The sequence below is a fragment of the Nonomuraea sp. NPDC052116 genome (assembly GCF_040680035.1).
Lineage (GTDB): Bacteria > Actinomycetota > Actinomycetes > Streptosporangiales > Streptosporangiaceae > Nonomuraea > Nonomuraea angiospora_A.
This window is the reverse complement of sequence record NZ_JBFAWA010000002.1, coordinates 251432-269130: the sequence shown is the minus strand read 5'-3', so window position 1 is coordinate 269130 and position 17699 is coordinate 251432. Positions and strand designations below refer to the sequence as shown.

Sequence of the window (17699 nt, the reverse complement as noted above, 5' to 3'; positions counted from 1 at the left end):
CCCTCTTTTTCCTAGTTCTACGGCATTTGAGCATAGGCGGGAAGCGTCAGGAACTCGGCGAAGTCGTCGTCCAGCGCCACCTGCTTGAACAGCGCGGTCGCCTGACCGTACAGCTTGTCGTCGTGGCCGGGCTCCTCGGCGATCCTGGCGAGCTCCTCCGCGATGATCTGCTCGACCAGTTCCTTCGTCACCTGGGCGCCCGTGTCGGCGAGCGTGATGTCGTTGTGGATCCACTGCCAGATCTGCGAGCGCGAGATCTCGGCGGTGGCCGCGTCCTCCATGAGGTTGTGGATCGCCACCGCGCCCAGGCCCCCCATCCAGGCGGCGAGGTAGCGCAGCGCCACGTCCACGTTGTTGCGCAGCCCGGTCTCGGTGATCTCGCCCGGCGTCTCGGAGACGGCCAGCAGCTCGGCCGCGGTCACGTTGACGTCCTCGCGCAGCCGGTCGAGCTGGTTGGGCCGCGACCCCAGCACGCCGTCGAACACCTCACGGCACACCGGCACCAGGTCGGGGTGCGCCACCCACGAGCCGTCGAAGCCGTCGCCCGACTCGCGCGTCTTGTCCGCCCGCACCTTCTCCAGCGCCACGGCGTTCACCTCGGGGTCGCGCCGCGAGGGGATGAAGGCCGCCATCCCGCCGATGGCGTGCGCGCCGCGCTTGTGGCAGGTGCGCACCAGCAGCTCGGTGTACGCGCGCATGAACGGGGCCGTCATCGTGACCGCGTTCCGCTCGGGCAGCAGGAACTCGCGGCCCCGGGTCCGGAACTTCTTGATCACGCTGAACAGGTAGTCCCAGCGGCCCGCGTTGAGCCCCGCCGAGTGGTCGCGGAGCTCGTACAGGATCTCCTCCATCTCGAACGCGGCCGGGTAGGTCTCGATGAGGACGGTCGCCCTGATCGTGCCGTGCGGGATGCCGAGGAGCTCCTGAGCCCTGGTGAACACGTCGTTCCAGAGCCGCGCCTCCAGGTGGGACTCCATTTTGGGCAGGTAGAAGTACGGCCCCTTGCCCTTGTCGATCTGCCGCTGGGCGCAGTGGAAGAAGTAGAGCCCGAAGTCGAACAGCGAGCCCGAGACCGGCTGCCCGTCCACCTGGGCGTGCTTCTCGTCCAGGTGCCAGCCGCGCGGGCGCACGACGACCGTGGCCAGCTCGTCGTCGGGCCTGAGCGCGTACGACTTGCCGCCGGTCTCGAAGTCGATCGCGCGGTCGAGCGCGTCGCGCAGGTTGAGGTGGCCGCTCACGCAGTTCTCCCAGAGCGGCGAGTTGGCGTCCTCGAAGTCGGCCAGCCAGACCTTGGCGCCGGAGTTGAGCGCGTTGATGGTCATCTTCTTGTCGACCGGGCCGGTGATCTCCACCCGGCGGTCCTCCAGACCGGGCGCGGGCGGCGCGACCTGCCAGTCGGCCTCCCTGACCTGCTTCGTCTCCGGCAGGAAGTCGAGCAGGCCGCCCGCGGACAGCTCCGCCTGCCGCGCCTGACGGGCCTCCAGCAGCTCCAGCCGCCTGGCGCCGAACTCCCGCTGGAGAGTCGCCACGAAATCGAGCGCCTCAGGAGTGAGGATCTCGTCGAACCGGTCGAGCATCGGGCCGGTGATCTCCATGGGGTGCCTTTCCGCTTCGTGGAAAATGACTTCTGGATTGTGGAAGTGAAGTTACTCCCCTGGTAGTCCCGGGTCAAAGGTTGGGGTTCCTTCGGGGAGTCGTCGGGGGCATCCCCGATGTGACCGGGGTTCTTCCCGGACAGGATTGGGGGCATGAAGACCATCGCGATCGCGGGCGGGCTGCTGGCCTCCGCGCTGATGTTGACGGGGTGCGGGATGGCGAGCATCGCCGGCCCGAGCAGCGAGGAGACCGCGTCGTACGAGGTGACGGACAAGGTCGCCAGGCTGCAGGTCAAGAGTGGCGCGGGCGATACCGAGGTGACCGAGACCGGCGGCAGCGCCGTACGCGTCACCGAGACGCTGCGCTGGCGCGGCGACGACAAGCCGAAGCCGGAGCACAGCGTCGAGGGCGACGCGCTGCGCCTCTCGTACGACTGCCCGTCGAGCCTGGGCAGCTGCAGCGTCGACTACAAGATCGAGATCCCCAAAGGGCTGACCGTCGACCTGGACAACGGCTCGGGCAACATCACGCTCAGGGGCCTGACCGGGGAGCTCGGCGTACATGTCGGCTCCGGCGACCTCGACGCCGCGGAGCTGGCGGGCAAGAAGGTCGTCGCGGAGGCGGGGTCCGGGAACATCGAGCTCAAGTACACCGCCGTGCCCGGCAGCGCCGATCTGCAGGCCGGCTCCGGGGACATCGTGCTCCGCGTGCCCGACGGGGCCTACGACGTGAAGACCCAGGTGGGGTCCGGCGACGCGAACGTCTCGGTCAGGAAGGACAGCTCCTCTCCCCACAAGATCTCGCTCAAGGCCGGATCCGGCGACGTCACGGTGGCTGCCGGATAAGGGGGTGATTGTGGCGGGGGTGTCGTGCCACCATCGTGGGAAGACACCGAGGTGTCCAGACGTTCCCTAATAGAGATGACACGAATGCACGATTACACCGCGCTCGACCTCGACGAGTTCGAGACCGGCGACATGGACCTCGAGGAGCGCCAGGCGCTGCGCCGCGTGGCGGGCCTCTCCACCGAACTCCAGGATGTCTCCGAGGTCGAGTACCGGCAGCTGCGGCTGGAGCGGGTCGTCCTCGTCGGCGTCTGGACGTCAGGCACAGTGGACGACGCGGAAAACTCCCTGCTGGAGCTCAAGCTCCTGGCCGAGACGGCTGGGTCGGAGGTGCTCGACGGCCTCATCCAGCGCCGCCAGAAGCCGGATCCGGCCACCTACATCGGCTCGGGCAAGGCGCTCGAGCTGCGCGACGTGGTCGAGTCGACCGGCGCCGACACCGTGATCTGCGACGGCGAGCTGACCCCCGGCCAGCTCCGCCAGCTCGAGGAGACGGTCAAGGTCAAGGTCATCGACCGCACCGCGCTGATCCTCGACATCTTCGCCCAGCACGCCAAGAGCCGCGAGGGCAAGGCCCAGGTCGAGCTGGCACAGCTCCAATACCTGCTGCCCCGCCTGCGCGGCTGGGGTGGCAACCTGTCCAGGCAGGTCGGCGGTCGCGCCGCGGGCGGCGTCGGCATCGGCGGCCGTGGCCCCGGTGAGACCAAGATCGAGCTGGACCGGCGCCGCATCCGCGAGCGCATGGCCAAGCTGCGCCGTCAGATCAGCGGCATGTCCACCTCGCGCGACACCATGCGCTACCAGCGCCAGCGGCGCGAGGTTCCCGCCGTGGCCATCGCCGGCTACACCAACGCGGGCAAGTCCTCGCTGCTCAACCGCGTCACGGGAGCCGGGGTGCTGGTGGAGGACGCGCTGTTCGCCACCCTCGACCCGACCGTACGCCGGGCGCGCACGGCCGAAGGCCGGCTCTTCACGATCGCCGACACCGTGGGCTTCGTGCGGCACCTGCCGCACCAGCTCGTCGAGGCGTTCCGTTCGACGCTGGAGGAGGTCGCCGAGGCCGACCTGATCCTGCACGTGGTGGACGGCTCGCACCCCGACCCCGAGGGCCAGCTGGCCGCCGTGCGCGAGGTGTTCGCCGACATCGAGGGCGCCTCCGAGATCCGCGAGATCGTCGTGATCAACAAGGCCGACGCGGCCAAGCAGGACGTGATCGACCGGATCATGCGGCGCGAGCGCGACTGCGTCGTGGTGTCGGCGCGGACCGGCCGCGGCATCCCCGAGCTGATGGCGGTCATCGAGCGGGAGCTGCCCCGGCTGGACCACGAGATCCAGCTGCTGGTGCCGTACAACAGGGGAGACCTGATCTCCCGGGCCCACAAGGAGGGCGAGGTGCTCTCCGTGGAGCACGTGGAGGACGGCACGATCCTGCACGCCCGGGTGCTGCCCAGCCTGTGGCAGGAGCTCGAGCGGGTCGGCAAGCCCGTGGAGCGGGTCTTCTAACCCTCCGGTCACCCCCCGGTTCCGTCGTTGCGGCCGGGCGACTCCCACGCAGGCGGTACGGTGGGGTCGCCCGGCCGAGCACGTCCGGGCGGGACTGCCGTGACAGTCGGCGAACGATGACACCGGTCGGGCGCGACGGCGGCGTGTGGCAGGCTGGAACGTCGGCGGCGAACGTTACGTTGTGGGGTGGCCCTCGCCGCAAAGCACGCATGGCTACCCAAAAGCGGCAGTGGTCCCCGAACCCTGGGATTGCTAGAATCGGCCAGACCCTTTACGCGGTCGGGTTTCTAGGGTTGGGTCTAGGTTTCGGATGATGACTCTTGTGATCAAAGTCGTCAACGGGGGCCTTGGGGACGAGGTGGGGCTGGGTGACGGTTGGGATCAGTGGTCTTTCTTCCGAATAACCCTGTACAGCAAGCCCAGCTGTGAAATAACGTAACTGAACTGAAATCGTCGGATCATGACTCTGGCGATACGGTCACCGCACAACTCGATGCGGATGAGAGCAGGAGACCCCCCATGTCGTCCGGACCCGGAGCGGACTCAGTGGGCGCGGCACAGCCCCTGAGCTGTGCGCTGCGCCCATGCCGGTGCGCGGGCGGGGGCTCACGCAGGGCGGTGATGCGGTGACCGTTCGACTGCTGACCAACATCGGCCGCCTGTGGACCGGCAACGAGGTCCTCAGCAACGCCGCCATCCTCGTGCACAACGACCGCATCGCGTGGGTCGGACGCGCGCCAGACCTCCCGCAGAGCGTCCCCGGAGTCGTCGACGACATCGTCGACGTCGACCACGTCGAAAACCTCGGCGGCGCTCTCGTCACGCCCGGTCTCATCGACGCCCACACCCACCCCGTCTACGCCGGCAACCGCTACGCCGAGCTGGCCATCCGCACCGGCGGCTCCAGCGCCGCCTCGATCACCGCGGCGGGCGGCGGCGTGGGCTCCACGGTCACCGTGACCCGCGGCACCGACCCGTGGACCCTGTGCAACGGCGTGCGCGAGCGGCTGCGGGGCTGGCTGCTCAGCGGCACCACCACGGTCGAGGCCAAGACCGGCTACCACCTCACCCGCGACGGCGAGCTGGCCGACGTGCGGCTCCTGCGCGAGCTGGAGAAGGAGCCGATGATGCCACGGGTGCACGTCACCTTCCTGGCGGCGCACGTGGTGCCACCCGAATACTTCGGCCGTCAGCGCGAATACGTCGAGGCCGTGGGCGCCTGGTGCGCCGACGCCGCCGCGGCGGGCGCCGACAGCGTCGACGTCTACTGCGACGAGGGCCACTTCACCACCGAGGAGTCCCGCTGGGTGCTGGCCTCGGGCCGCAACGTCGGGCTCCTGCCGCGCATCCACGCCGGCATCTTCAGCCGCCGCGGCGCCGTCCAGCTGGCCGCCGAGCTCGGCTGCGCCTCCGCCGACGGGCTGCACCACATGTCGGACGAGGACATCGCGATCATGTCCCGCTACGGCGTGCCCGCCGTCGTCTGCCCGGCCACGGCCCTGCAGCGCGGTCACCTCCCGCCGGTCCGCCAGATGATCAAGCACGGCGTCCAGATCGCCCTCGGCAGCGACCACAATCCCGGCTTCTGCGGCATCACCTCGATGTCCCTGGTCATCGCCATGGCGGTGTCGGCGTTCGGGATGAGCGTCAACGACGCCCTGCGCGCGGCCACCCTCGGCGGCGCCACCGTCCTGGGCGCTCCCGACCGCGGCGTCCTGGCGCCGGGCCGGCTGGCCGACATCGTGCAGTGGGACGCCGACCACGAGGGCGCCTTCGCCTGGTCCTTCGGTCTCAAGCCGCGCCGCGTGTGGCGGGGTGGGACGCCGGTCCAGTAGTTACGCTCGGGGTTATGCCGCCCTCGGTCGCCGTGGTCACCGACTCGACCGCCTACCTGCCTGCCGTCCCGGGTGTCACGGTCGTCCCCGTCCAGGTGATCGTCGGCGGGGTCTCGTACGACGAGCCGCTGTTCACCGGCGACCTCACCACCGCCACCACCTCCCGCCCCGCCCCGGAGAGCTTCGCCTCCTGCTACGCCTCCCTGGCGGCCGCGGGCGCGACCGGAATCATCTCGATCCACGTTTCCCGCGATATGTCCGGCATCGCCGATTCCGCCCAGGCGGCCGCGTCCGATGCGCCCGTCCCCGTGGAAGTGGTCGACAGCCGCTCGATCGCCATGGGCCTCGGCTACCCGGTCCTGGCCGCCGCCCGCGCCGCCGCTCGCGGAGCCGCCCTGGAGACGGTGACGGCGGCGGCCCGCCGCTGCATGGAGACCACCCGGACGTTCTTCTACGTGGACACCCTCGACGCCTTACGACGCAGCGGCCGCATCGGCACCGCCGCCTCCCTCGTCGGCTCGGCCCTCATGATCAAGCCACTGCTCCACATCGTGGACGGCCGCATCTCGCTCCTGGAGAAGGTCCGCACGTCCTCCCGCGCCATCGCCCGCCTGGAGGACCTCGCCGTCCACGCTGCGGGCGAGGGGCCCGTGGAGGTGGCCGTACAGCATCTGGGGGCGAGCGACCGCGCCGAGGCCCTGGCCGAACGCCTGCCGAAGCGGCTGGCCGGGCTGGTGGAGCTGCGGGTGGTGGAGGTGGGGGCGGTGATCGGCGTCCACGTGGGGCCCGGCATGCTGGGCCTCACGGTCACATCCGACACCCCCTGACCTATTGCCGAAGCCGCCCGCACACCACCTTGCCTGAGGGGACTGGTACCCCCCGTCGCCCAGCAGGCCCCTCACCCCTCGAAGCCCAGCAGAACCCTCAGTCCTGCGACATCCAGCAGAACCCCTCAGCCTGCATGCCCGAGCAGAGCCTGAGCCTTCAGAGGCCGCCCAACAGCACCCTCAGCCATCAGATGCCCGGCGGTTAACTCTCCGAGGCCCAGTAGGACCCTTTACTCCGGGGCCCTGCATGGCTCTTCGGCCCTGACACCCAGCATGGCTCTCAGCCCGCGACGCCGAGCATGGCTCTCAGCCCCCAGGAACGTCCGGCACCTTCAGCCCTGCGACGCCCGGCACAGCCGTTCGGCCCTGAGGCGGCCGAGCGTACGCCTCCTGCCCGGCGACGGGCAGTACTGCAGCTTCTCAGCCCGGCGATGCAGCGGCAGAGTGGTTCGGCCCTGAGGCGGCCGAGCGTGCCCCTCCAACTCGGCGACCCCCAGCACAACAGCCCCCAGCCCTGCGACGCTCAGCATGACCCTTCAGCCTCTTGCGCAGTCCTTCAGTCCCCCCATGCCCTGCCCGCATCCTCATGAGCGCGATCCTCAACTTGCTTACGTGCACGCTCACCTTGATCACGCCGACCTGGTTGTCCACAACCTCTTCGCTCATCTCCCGCCCCATCCCCAGAACGCGGTTCGGGACCTCCCCGAGAACCGCTGAGGATCTACGTTCTCAGCCGTGCGAACCCCCGACCCCACGGCGGAGCGGACCATAGCCGAGTCCCGGCTACGGTCGATCACCGCGCCTTCCCGCCGCTCCCGCCGCTCTCTCGGTCGGCTCACAGGAGCCATGACCGATCCGGCGGCCGGGGCCCAGGCACGGACCCACGCCTCAGCACACCAACCCGGCCAGCCCTCAACCGAACCCCGTGAGAAAGAAGCTTGGGACGATGCCGCCCTCACCACCCTGCGCCAGGGAACCCGCTGGGAGGACCCTGCACCCGCAGCATCAGGCGAGGGCGAGGAAAGCCGCTGGAACGACACTCCCTCAAGAACGCCTCCAGAGGGACATGACCATGATGATGCCGTCACCTCACGCGTACCCCACCAGATCCCCAACCAACGATCAAACGCATCACCACCACCCGACCGAAAGCGCGGACCCGCCCCCGTACCACCCACCTTCCAAGCATTCCGCGCAGCCCTCACCACTCAGGCCCCAGCCCTCGACCCAGGCAAGCCCGGCCTCCGAGTCCTGCTGGTCTTGGGAGCCCTCGCCGCAGCCGTAGCAGCGTTCTTCCTCTGGCGTTCCCAGCCTTCACCGGAGCCGTTGCCGCCCCCCACCCCGATCTCACACCCACCGAGGTCGCCGTCCCCCACCGCCGTCGCCAAGGTGACCGTCCACGTCATCGGCAAGATCCGTAAACCGGGCGTCTACCTACTCCCCGCAGGCGCCCGAGTCACAGACGCGGTGGCAGCAGCCGGAGGAGTGTCCCGCGGCGCCTCCACCGGCACACTCAACCTCGCCAGACGCCTGATCGACGGCGAACAGATAGTCGTAGGCACCCCCGCCGGCCAGGCAACCCAAGCCGCACCCATCGCAGACCCGGCCACCACCGTGCTCGACCTCAACTCCGCCACCACCGACCAACTCGAACAACTCCCAGGAGTGGGCGAAGTCCTGGCAGCCCGCATAGCCCAGTTCCGAGACACCCACGGCGGCTTCACCACCGTCGAACAACTACGCGAGGTGACCGGCATAGGCCCACGAAAGTACGACGAACTCAAGCCAAAGGTCCGCGTCTGACATGGCCACCCCGCGTATCGACGACACCCGCCCAACACCCCCAAACCGAAACAACACCAACTCTCCACTCGACGGCGCCCGGTCTTCCGACGGCGCCGACACGAACACCGGAGCCACTCACCCCGATCCCGACACTGCCCAGCGTGAACACACCTGGCCCCTCATCCTCCCCGCACTGGCCGCCTGGGCAAGTGCCTTGGTCCTAATCGGCTGCTCCGCCCGCACAGCCCTGATCGTCGCCCTATCCACAGCCCTGGCCGCCGCAGCCGTAGCCTGGCCCGCCCGACCCATGCTGCGGCGCACCCGCCTCCCATCCCAGCAAGCACCCACCATCCGGACCACCCAACACAGGGACCCAGCCACCCGGTGCGAGGATTTGGCCGCCCAGCGCCTTGCGAGCCGCATCTGGCCCTGGCCCACCCACTCACCGATCTTGCTGACGAGCCTGGCCGGCAAGCTCGCCAAGCTCACGGATCGGCATCCGTGGCCCACGGTTGGACGTTCACAGTCACCCGCCAACACCGACCACCCTGCATGGGATCCACCCTCCCCACTCCTGCGGACGTGGCGAGAACCCTGCCTCCCTTCCGACCAGGCCGACCAGCATCGGAGCCCGAACCCCCAACGAGATGCACGGCGACCACCTCACCCCATCCCCTGGCGCAACATCACCATTGCCACCCTCATCTGCGCGGCCGCTGCCTCAGCGTCGATAGCCCTCAGAGTCCACGCCCTGACCACCGGCCCAACAGCCGACTTCGCCAAGAAGAACACCTCGATCAAGGCCCAGATAGCCCTAACGGACGACCCCAAGCGCAGACAAAACAGAAGCGGTCACTTCAACCAAGAGAGCTACGTGACCCCGGCCACCCTGGAGATCATCCAAACAGCCGGCAACCGCCAGGCCGTCAAGGTCCCCATCACCGTCTTCGCCAACGGACACGACTGGAGCACCCTGCTCCCCAGCCAGCACGTAGAAGTGACCGGTCGCCTGGCCAAACCAACCCCAGGCGACCTCGTCGCAGCCATCCTCCTGGTGCAAGGTCCGCCACGAGTCCTGACACCCCCGTCCCTGCTCCAAACAGCAGCGGGCAGCCTCAGATCGGGCCTACGGGCGGCCGCCGCCACCCTCCCCGCCGACCAGCAAGGCCTCCTGCCGGGTTTGGTCGTTGGCGACGTCTCACGCATGGATCCGCAAGTGTCGTCCGACCTCAAGGAGGCCGGCCTGAGCCACTTGAACGCAGTAAGCGGAGCAAACCTCGCAATCGTGGCAGGCGCCGCCCTCGCCCTCTCCCGCCTCATCGGGCTCTCCCTCCCGGTGAGGGCTGTCTTCGCTGCCATCGCGATGCTCGCATTCGCCGTGGTCGCCCGCCCCTCGCCAAGCGTTCTACGCGCCCTCCTGATGGGCCTTGCCGCCGCCATTGCACTGGGCACAGGCCGAGCAAAGGACGGCCTCGCGGCCCTGTCGGCAACGGTCCTCCTCCTGGTGCTGTTCGCCCCAGAACTAGCCCGTTCGTACGGCTTCGCCCTCTCGGTAGCAGCCACGGCCGGAATCCTCATCCTCGCCCCACGCTGGCGCGACCGCCTGTCACCCCCAAAAGCCGAGGACGACACCGACAATCAGAGCAACACAAAACACAGTAAGCACCCTGACCGTGACCCACAGGATGAGCTAGGTCTGCGGCGACAACACGCCTCCCGCCCGGACCACAGCCTGCACCAGGACGGAAGTCTGCACCCGGACCGAATCGTGGACCCCGACCCCGTCCTGCATCGGGACCACAGCCTGTGCCCCGACCGAAGCCTGCGCCCTGACCTCGGCGTGCAGCCTGATCACAGCCTGCGCCCGAATCCTGATCTCGAGTCGGAGTGTGCTCTGCCGTCGACGATTGGGAGCGGCTCCAGGGTGCCGTATCGGTGGCCGCGCTGGATGGCTGAGGCCGTTGTCGTGCCGGTGGCCGCGCAGGTGGCGGTGACGCCCATTCTGGTGCTGATGTCGGGGCAGTTGACGCCTGTCGCCGTGATCGCCAACCTGCTCGTCGCCCCGGCGGTGGCCCCTGCGACGTTGCTCGGGTTCGGTGCCGCCCTGGTGGCGCCCGTCTGGCCCGGCGGCGCGGAGCTTCTCGTCGTCCCGGCCGGATATGCAGTCGGGTGGATCATCATCGTCGCCCGCTGGGCAGTGAACCTGCCGTTCGCCACCGTGCCGTGGCCAGGCGGGCTCCCGGGATTGGGGTTGCTGCTGCTCGCGGTGGCGATCGCCGTGCCGATCCTGCGGCGCAGGGCGTGGAGGGCCGTGGCGATGACCGTGGTCGGCGCGGTCTTGGTCGCCGTCCTGGTGATCCCGCCTATCGTCGGCTCCTGGCCGCCCAAAGGGTGGTTGATGGTGATGTGCGACGTTGGGCAGGGGGACGGGCTGGTCGTGGCGGCGGGACCGGGAAGAGGGATCGTGGTCGACACCGGGCCTGACCCGATCGTCATGGATCGGTGCCTGCGCAGGATCGGCGTCGACGATGTACCCCTCCTGATCCTCACCCACCCGCACGCCGACCATGTGAACGGCCTCCCCGGCGTGCTCCGCGACCGGCGCGTCGGCGCCGTGGTCGTCAGCCCGCAGCCCACGAACGCGAAAGCCATCGCGCATCTTTCGGCCACGCTGGCACGCCGTGGGATACCGGAATGGACGGCCTCACCCGGAACTCGGTGGCGCTTCGGCCCGTCAGAGCTGACCGTGCTCGGTCCCGACCCCGCCTTGGGTGAGATGAGTGGGCAAGGGGAGGGAAGCGCGATCAACAACTCCAGTGTCGTCGTCCACGTACGCTGGCGGTCCGGATCCGTTCTGCTCAGCGGTGATCTGGAGACGGAGGCGCAGGACGAGCTGTTGCGCCGGACGGCGATACAGGCCGACATCCTCAAGACCCCGCACCATGGGTCCAATCGGCAATCCCCAGCCTTCTTGTCGGCTGTCGGCGCACGGGCGGCCTTGATCAGCGTGGGCGCCGACAACGACTACGGCCATCCCGCCTTGTCCACGCTTGCCATCCTGCGTCGGCTGGGAGCCAGCGTCTACCGGACCGACCAGTCCGGCGACCTTGCCATCGTGGAGCGGGAAGGGCGGATGGCAGTGGTTCCCCGCGGCCCGTAGTCCCCATACGCGTGGCCCCTGTGGTCCGTGGTTCCCGTTGTCCCGTGGCCCGCAGTCCCCGTCGCCCGCAGTCCCCATGGCCCGTGGCCCTGCACCCCGTGGCTCCCCAGCCCGTGCTCCCCAGCCCGTGGCCCCCCACAGCCCGTGCTCCCCAGCCCGTGGCCCCCCACAGCTCGTTCCCTTCACAGCCCGTGGCCCGCCAACCCGTGCCCCCCCACAGCTCGTTGCCTTCACAGCCCGTCCCCGCCACGGTGCCCGGAGCGGGCGGTCTCGCCTTGGATCGCGAGCCCTCAGGTGAGCGCGTCCAGAGGCACCTGGTCCGTCTGGTGGGTGCAAGGGGGTGGCGCACCTGCAGCTGCGGTCTGGTGGGTGCAGGGGGCGGCGCACCCTCAGCTGCGCCGGTGGGTGTCCGGGTGCGTATGGCCGTGAGGGCTGGAGCTGCGCGTGGTCGTTTCCGTTGTGTTCGCGACAGTGCACGCTGCGGATCGGGCCTAAGGGCTGCGGATCGGGCCTGAGGGTTGCGGGCCGAGCCTGAGGGTTGCGGATCGGGCCTAAGGGCTGCGGGCCGAGCCTGAGGGTTGCGGTGCGGGCCGGAGCTGCGAAGGGCGTCAGGGCCCGGCGGCGTGTACGGGTGTGCTCCGAGTACCGGGTTGTCGGTGACGCATGGCATGCTGCCTGACATGGCGGGAACCGATCCAGCACCTGTGACCCTGGTCCTCGGTGATGAGGAGCTGCTGGCCGAGCGGGCGGTGAGCAGCGTCGTCGCGGCGGCGCGGGCCGGCGACTCGCAGGCCGAGGTGCAAGACCTCATGGGCGGGAAGGTCGCGGTCGGTGAGTTGACGCAGCTGACCTCTCCGTCGCTCTTCGGCGATCGTTCCGTGGTGGTGATCCGGTCGGCTCAGGATCTTTCCAAGGACGTCATCGCCGAGGTCGTCACCTATGCCAAGCAGCCCTCCGACGACACCGTGCTCGTCCTGTCGCATCCGGGCGGGGTGAAGGGGAAGGCGCTGGTCGACGGGGTGAAGAAGGCCGGGGCCATGGTGGTCACGGTCAACAAGGTCACCAAGGCGGGCGAGCGGCTGGACTTCATCAAGGGGGAGTTCAAGCGGGCCGGGCGGGGCATCTCCGGGGACGCGGCTCAGGCGTTGCTCGACGCCGTGGGCAACGACCTGCGGGAGCTGGCGGCGGCGTGCAGCCAGCTGGTGTTCGACACGGAGGACAAGACGATCAGCGCGGCCGCCGTGACCCGCTATCACAAGGGCCGGGCCGAGGTCACCGGGTTCAACGTGGCCGACTCCGCTGTCGAGGGCCGATTGGCCGACGTGCTGGAGCAACTGCGGTGGGCTCTCGGCACTGGGGTCGCCCCCGTGCTGCTGGTGAGTGCGCTGGCCGGGGGCTTGCGGTCGCTGGCCAAGGTCGGCAGCGCACCCCGCAACCTCCGAGGCGGGCAGCTGGCCGGCCATGTCGGCATGCCGCCGTGGAAGGTCGATCGGGTGAAGCGGCAGCTGAACGGGTGGGGGCCTGAAGGGCTGTCCAGGGCGATCCAGGCTGTGGCGAGTGCGGATGAGCAGGTCAAGGGCGGGGGAGCGGACCCGGCGTACGCGTTGGAGCACGCGGTGCAGGTGATCGTGGCCAGCCGCACGGGGCGGTAGCCGGCGGTCGATGCTCCATCCCGGGTCTCGGTAGGTGCCAGGCCGGGCAGGCCCATACGGACTGGCTGTACCGGGCCATCGAGGTCGGGCTTGGGCGTCGGCTCGGCGTATGGGGTGGAGCGGTGAACGGGCTGGTCGGGCGTGTGGTCGGCAGCGCGTGTACGGAGGCAGCTTAGGTCGTCGGCTGAGCGTGGGCTGGGGTGCGGGAGCGGACGTTCGCAGGGCACGTCGAACGGTAACCGGGCGGGTGACAAAAGAGTGGGCGAGTGTCAGGCGATGAGGGGTCGGCCCACGCGTCACGGAACCGCTTGGGGGGTGGTGAAGGCGGGCTGGGCCAGGCGGTAGCGGGCCGGGTGCAGGGTTCCGCGTCTCTGGGCTGGCGCGGGTGCAGGGCCCCGGCCCCGGCCCTGGGCCGCTGGGGGTGGTGAAGGCGAGCTGGGCCAGGCGATGGTGCTGGGTGCTGGGTGCTGGGTGCCGGGTGCCGGGCCGCTGGGCTGGCGAAGGTCAGGGTTCCGGCCCCGGTCCTGGGCCGCTGGGCTCGCGCGGCGAGTACCGGGTGCCGGGGCTGCCGGGCTCGCGGGGGTGGCTGGGGGCGAGGGCAGACGGCTGGGTGGCTGGGGGCGAGGGCAGGCGGCCGGGTGTTGGGGGCGAGGGCAGGCGGCCGGATGCCTAGGGGCGGCTGGGGCGGGCCGTGCTGCTTGGTCAGGGGTTGTCGGGACGCGGGTCCGGGGTCAATGGGGCATGGATCTCGCGGTGGTGAGGGGCACTGAGAGCGGTGGTGAGGGGCACTGAGAGCGGTGGTGAGGGGCACTGAGAGCGGTGGTGAGGGGCACTGAGAGCGGTGGTGAGGGGCACTGAGAAGGGAGTCCTCGGGCCAGGCTCATAACCTGGAGGTATGGCTGACAACAGAGAGATTCGCGCTCGGATCCGCGATTTCCTGGTGACTCGTCGCGCCCGCGTGAGTCCCGGCGACGTCGGCATCCCCGGGCGCGACCTGCGGCGCAGGGTGAAGGGGCTGCGCCGGGAGGAGGTCGCTCTGCTGGCGGGCATCAGCGTCGAGTACTACACGCGCCTGGAGCGTGGCGACGCGGCGGGCGCGTCGCCGTCGGTCATCAATGCCGTCGCGCGCGTGCTGCGTCTCGACGACGTCGAGCGTGAGCACCTTGGCCGGCTGTTTCTGGCTTCGAGCGAGGGCGGCGCACCTGTGCGGATCGTGCGGTACGTGCGGCCGCAGGTGCAGTACCTGCTGGACGCGCTCGGTGACGTGCCGGCGTTTGCGCTGAACAAGCGCCTGGACATCGTCGCCGCCAATCTGGTGGGCCGGGCCCTGTACGCGCCGATGTACGACGGTACACGCGACCCGGTGAACGCCGCCTGGTTCCACTTCCGGAACGAGGCGGCGGCCCGCGCGCTGTGGGTCGACTGGAGTTCTGTCGCTGACAACATCGCCGCGATCCTGCGCGCGGAGCTCGGCGTGCAGCCGCACGATCACGACCTCGCCGACCTCATCGAGGACCTGCTCGACAATGACGAGTTCGCCACCCGATGGGCGTCCCAGAACGTGCATCGCCACTCGAGTGGGATCAAGCCGGTCGACCACCCGGTCGTCGGCCGCATGGACCTGCCGTACGAGAGCCTCTATCTGGCTGCCGACCCGGACCTGTCGATCCTGGTCTTCAACCCCGAGCCCGGCACGGCCGCCTACGATTCGCTGAAACTGCTGGCGCTCTGGGCGCGCGACGACGCGAACGACCAGCACGCGCGGTGGCGTACGGCCCGCAGCGCGTAAGCGGGAGTTCTGGGACCGTGGAGGCCGGGTTCCTGGCCGCCACGGTCGGCGCGATAGGCGCGCATCGCGGGCCGTCATACGCCTACCGCTACCGCGAGATCGCTACCGGCAGCCCCGGCGCACGGTGACGGCCGCCTGACCTGAGTACAGCGATGACGTCTACCGGGACCGGTGGTCCGGCGCGGGAACGGCCGGTCTCAGGAGGACGAGGCCGCAGCCGCGATGATCCGCCACGCGTTCGGTCCTGCGCTGTTAGGTTCTGCGCTGTTCGGTTCTGCAGTTCGGTCCTGCGTCATGTGGCGCTGGGTCTTGCCGCTCGCCGGTGTGACGCGCTTGGGGGTCACTGACAGTGACTCCCACCGCCGCGAACCCGCCCCTAGCGTGGACAACGCGGAAACGACACGCATGACTATTAAAGGGGAAATATGCAGGCCGCAATCATTCACGGCGACCGAGACGTTCGTCTGGAGAACGTCCCCGACCCGGTCCTGGCGACCGACGGACCGGGCTGCGGGCTGGATGCGATCGTCCGCGTCGTCGCCTCCTGCGTCTGTGGCTCGGACCTGTGGCCCTACCGCGGTATCGACAAGGTCGAGGCGCCCCGGCGCATCGGACATGAGTTCGTCGGCGTCGTCGAGGAGGTCGGCGCGAACGTCGAGAATGTTCGGACCGGCGACTTCGTGATCGCGCCGTTCCACATCTGCGACAACACCTGCATCAACTGCCGTAACGGCTGGAGCGTCCACTGCCTCCACGGCGGGTTCTGGGGCAGCGACCCCCGGACCGGGGGCTCCGCGGACGCCGGCCAGGGCGAGCGCGTAAGCGTCCCGCTCGCCGACGGCACGCTCGTCGTCGTCCCCGGACGGCCCGACCTCTCGATCATCCCGGGCCTGCTGACGCTGTCCGACGTCATGCCCACCGGCCACCACGCCGCCGTCTCGGGCGGCGTGAGCGAGGGCTCAACCGTCGCCGTGGTCGGCGACGGCGCGGTCGGACTCTGCGCCGTCATCGCGGCCAAGCGCCTCGGGGCATCGCGCATCGTCGCCATGTCACGCCACACTGACCGGCAGGAACTCGCACGCCAATTCGGCGCGACCGACATCGTCCCCGAGCGTGGCGACGCGGGTATCGCCGAACTCAAGGAGATGTTCGACGGAATCGGTCCCGACGCCGTTCTCGAATGCGTCGGCACGAAGGAGTCGATGGACCAGGCGCTGCGCTCGGCTCGGCCCGGCGGTCAAGTCGGCTTCGTCGGCGTGCCCTACGGCGGCCCCCTGGAGGTCGGCACGATGTTCAGCTCCAACGTCGGCGTGCGCGGTGGCGTCGCGCCCGTTCGCAGCTACCTCGACGAGCTCCTGCCCGACGTCCTGGACGGCACCATCCAGCCGGGACGCGTGTTCGACGCGGAGATGCCCCTGTCCGACATCACCGCCGCTTACGCCGCGATGGACGAACGCCGCGCGATCAAGGTGCTTCTCCACCCGTAGAGCCGCGCTCGACCTGACTACTTCGCGGTTGGGCGGAGAGGGCGGAAGAACGTTGTGAGCTCCTCCTGCATCAGCGCGGGCTCCTCCAGGGCCAGGAAATGGCCACCGCGGCCGGGTTCGCTCCAGTGGCGGAGGTCCGTGCAGGCGCGTTCGGCGATCGAGCGGGGGATGCCGGACAGGACCGGTTCGTGGCTGAGGGTGATGGCTGTCGGCACCGTGATGGGCGGGCGGGGGGTGTTGTGGGCCCAGTCGTAGTACTGCCTGAACGACGTGCCGATCGAGCCTGTTGCCCAGTACAGCGTCAGGATCGTGAGCAGGGTGTCGCGGTCGAAGCGGGACTCCAGGTCGCCGTGGCAGTCGCTCCAATCCCGATATTTGTCGACTATCCAGGCGGCGAGTCCGGCGGGTGAGTCGATCAGGGCGGCTGCGATGGTGTCGGGCCGGGTTCCCATGATGGCGCTGTAGCCGCCGTCGAGCTCGTCGTACGCCTCCTCGGCCGCCACGAAAGCCTGCTCCTCCGCCGATATCGGCGGGTCGTCGAACGACGCGGGGAACGGGGGATGGATCAGGTGGATGCCGATCACCTTCTCCGGGTAGAGCGCGGCCAGCCATTGGGTGGCCCCTCCGCCGATGTCGCCGCCGAAGGCGGCGTACCGGTCGTACCCCAGGGTGTCGGTCATCAGCGTGTGCAGCATTCGCGCCATCGCGGCCCGGGTGAGCGGCTCCGGCGGCAGATCGGAGTAGAGGAAGCCCGGCATGGACGGGATGACGACGTCGAACGCGTCGGCCGGGTCGCCGCCGTGGCGGGCGGGATCGGCGAGGCGGGCCGCCAGAGGGAGCATCTCCAGGAAGCTGCTCGGCCATCCGTGGCAGAGGAGGATGGGCATGGGCGCGGGGCCGACTCCGGCGATCCGGACGAAATGCAGGCCCCGCTCGCGGTGGTGCGGCAGCGCGTTGAGCTCGGCCTCCCTGGCGCGGTAGTCGAAGTCCTCCGCCCAGTACGTCACCAGTTCCCGCAGGTACGTGGGGTCGGCTCCGGCCTGCCAGGCATTGGCGCCGGTGCGGTCCGTGAACCTGGTCGCGCGCAGTCGAGCTCGCAGGTCGTCCAGCACGTCGCCGGGTACCTCGATGCGGAACGGCGAAAGAGTCACGCATATCTCCGATCAGCTGAAACGTCCCACTGGCCTACCACCGCTCGGCGGTCCGGATCAACCGGATTA

The 17699-nt window shown here is 69.5% G+C and carries 11 protein-coding genes; 9 read left to right on the top strand and 2 right to left on the bottom strand.

Going from position 1 to position 17699, the window contains the following annotated elements; all coding sequences use genetic code 11:
• Positions 1 to 17: 17 nt before the first annotated feature.
• The gene (gene aceB, locus AB0L65_RS04095) at positions 18 to 1595 is read right to left on the bottom strand and encodes a malate synthase A (RefSeq protein WP_364240089.1); all 1578 of its coding nucleotides are present in this window, start codon (positions 1593 to 1595) and stop codon (positions 18 to 20) included.
• Positions 1596 to 1748: 153 nt separating this feature from the next.
• Here aceB and AB0L65_RS04090 point away from each other — a divergent pair, with 153 nt between their 5' ends.
• The 9 genes from AB0L65_RS04090 (at position 1749) to AB0L65_RS04050 (ending at position 16479) form a co-directional block, all read left to right on the top strand.
• Entirely contained in the window at positions 1749 to 2441 is a 693-nt protein-coding gene (locus AB0L65_RS04090; RefSeq protein ID WP_364240087.1) for a DUF4097 family beta strand repeat-containing protein, read from the top strand.
• A 75-nt stretch (positions 2442 to 2516) separates the two neighbouring features.
• Positions 2517 to 3944, top strand: coding sequence for a GTPase HflX (hflX, locus tag AB0L65_RS04085; RefSeq protein WP_364240086.1), 1428 nt, complete (start codon positions 2517 to 2519; stop codon positions 3942 to 3944).
• Positions 3945 to 4570: 626 nt separating this feature from the next.
• Entirely contained in the window at positions 4571 to 5779 is a 1209-nt protein-coding gene (gene hutI, locus AB0L65_RS04080) for an imidazolonepropionase (protein ID WP_350724877.1), read from the top strand.
• 14 nt (positions 5780 to 5793) lie between these two features.
• Complete coding sequence (locus tag AB0L65_RS04075; RefSeq protein WP_364240084.1) at positions 5794 to 6606, top strand: DegV family protein; 813 nt, start codon at positions 5794 to 5796, stop codon at positions 6604 to 6606.
• A gap of 1389 nt (positions 6607 to 7995) precedes the next feature.
• Positions 7996 to 8409 (top strand): ComEA family DNA-binding protein, encoded by a 414-nt coding sequence (locus tag AB0L65_RS04070; RefSeq protein ID WP_364240083.1) that lies wholly within the window; start codon positions 7996 to 7998, stop codon positions 8407 to 8409.
• A gap of 856 nt (positions 8410 to 9265) precedes the next feature.
• Positions 9266 to 11551: a ComEC/Rec2 family competence protein gene (locus AB0L65_RS04065; RefSeq protein ID WP_364240081.1), complete on the top strand. Its 2286-nt coding sequence runs from the start codon at positions 9266 to 9268 to the stop codon at positions 11549 to 11551.
• 680 nt (positions 11552 to 12231) lie between these two features.
• Entirely contained in the window at positions 12232 to 13203 is a 972-nt protein-coding gene (gene holA, locus AB0L65_RS04060; protein ID WP_364240079.1) for a DNA polymerase III subunit delta, read from the top strand.
• A gap of 895 nt (positions 13204 to 14098) precedes the next feature.
• Positions 14099 to 14992, top strand: coding sequence for a helix-turn-helix transcriptional regulator (locus tag AB0L65_RS04055; protein ID WP_364240078.1), 894 nt, complete (start codon positions 14099 to 14101; stop codon positions 14990 to 14992).
• Between the two features lie 425 nt (positions 14993 to 15417).
• Positions 15418 to 16479 carry a zinc-dependent alcohol dehydrogenase family protein gene (locus AB0L65_RS04050; RefSeq protein ID WP_364240077.1) on the top strand — a complete coding sequence of 354 codons (1062 nt, stop codon included), beginning with the start codon at positions 15418 to 15420 and terminating at the stop codon, positions 16477 to 16479.
• 17 nt (positions 16480 to 16496) lie between these two features.
• Here AB0L65_RS04050 and AB0L65_RS04045 read toward each other — a convergent pair whose 3' ends face one another.
• Entirely contained in the window at positions 16497 to 17630 is a 1134-nt protein-coding gene (locus tag AB0L65_RS04045; protein ID WP_364240076.1) for an epoxide hydrolase family protein, read from the bottom strand.
• Positions 17631 to 17699: the final 69 nt, after the last annotated feature.

What these genes read in the sequence shown, in the direction of transcription:
- aceB (WP_364240089.1), bottom strand. Translation starts at nt 1,595, where the DNA reads ATGGAGATCACCGGCCCGATGCTCGACCGGTTCGACGAGATCCTCACT.
- hflX (WP_364240086.1), top strand. Translation starts at nt 2,517, where the DNA reads ATGACACGAATGCACGATTACACCGCGCTCGACCTCGACGAGTTCGAG.
- holA (WP_364240079.1), top strand. Translation starts at nt 12,232, where the DNA reads ATGGCGGGAACCGATCCAGCACCTGTGACCCTGGTCCTCGGTGATGAG.
- AB0L65_RS04055 (WP_364240078.1), top strand. Translation starts at nt 14,099, where the DNA reads ATGGCTGACAACAGAGAGATTCGCGCTCGGATCCGCGATTTCCTGGTG.
- AB0L65_RS04075 (WP_364240084.1), top strand. Translation starts at nt 5,794, where the DNA reads ATGCCGCCCTCGGTCGCCGTGGTCACCGACTCGACCGCCTACCTGCCT.
- AB0L65_RS04090 (WP_364240087.1), top strand. Translation starts at nt 1,749, where the DNA reads ATGAAGACCATCGCGATCGCGGGCGGGCTGCTGGCCTCCGCGCTGATG.
- AB0L65_RS04050 (WP_364240077.1), top strand. Translation starts at nt 15,418, where the DNA reads ATGCAGGCCGCAATCATTCACGGCGACCGAGACGTTCGTCTGGAGAAC.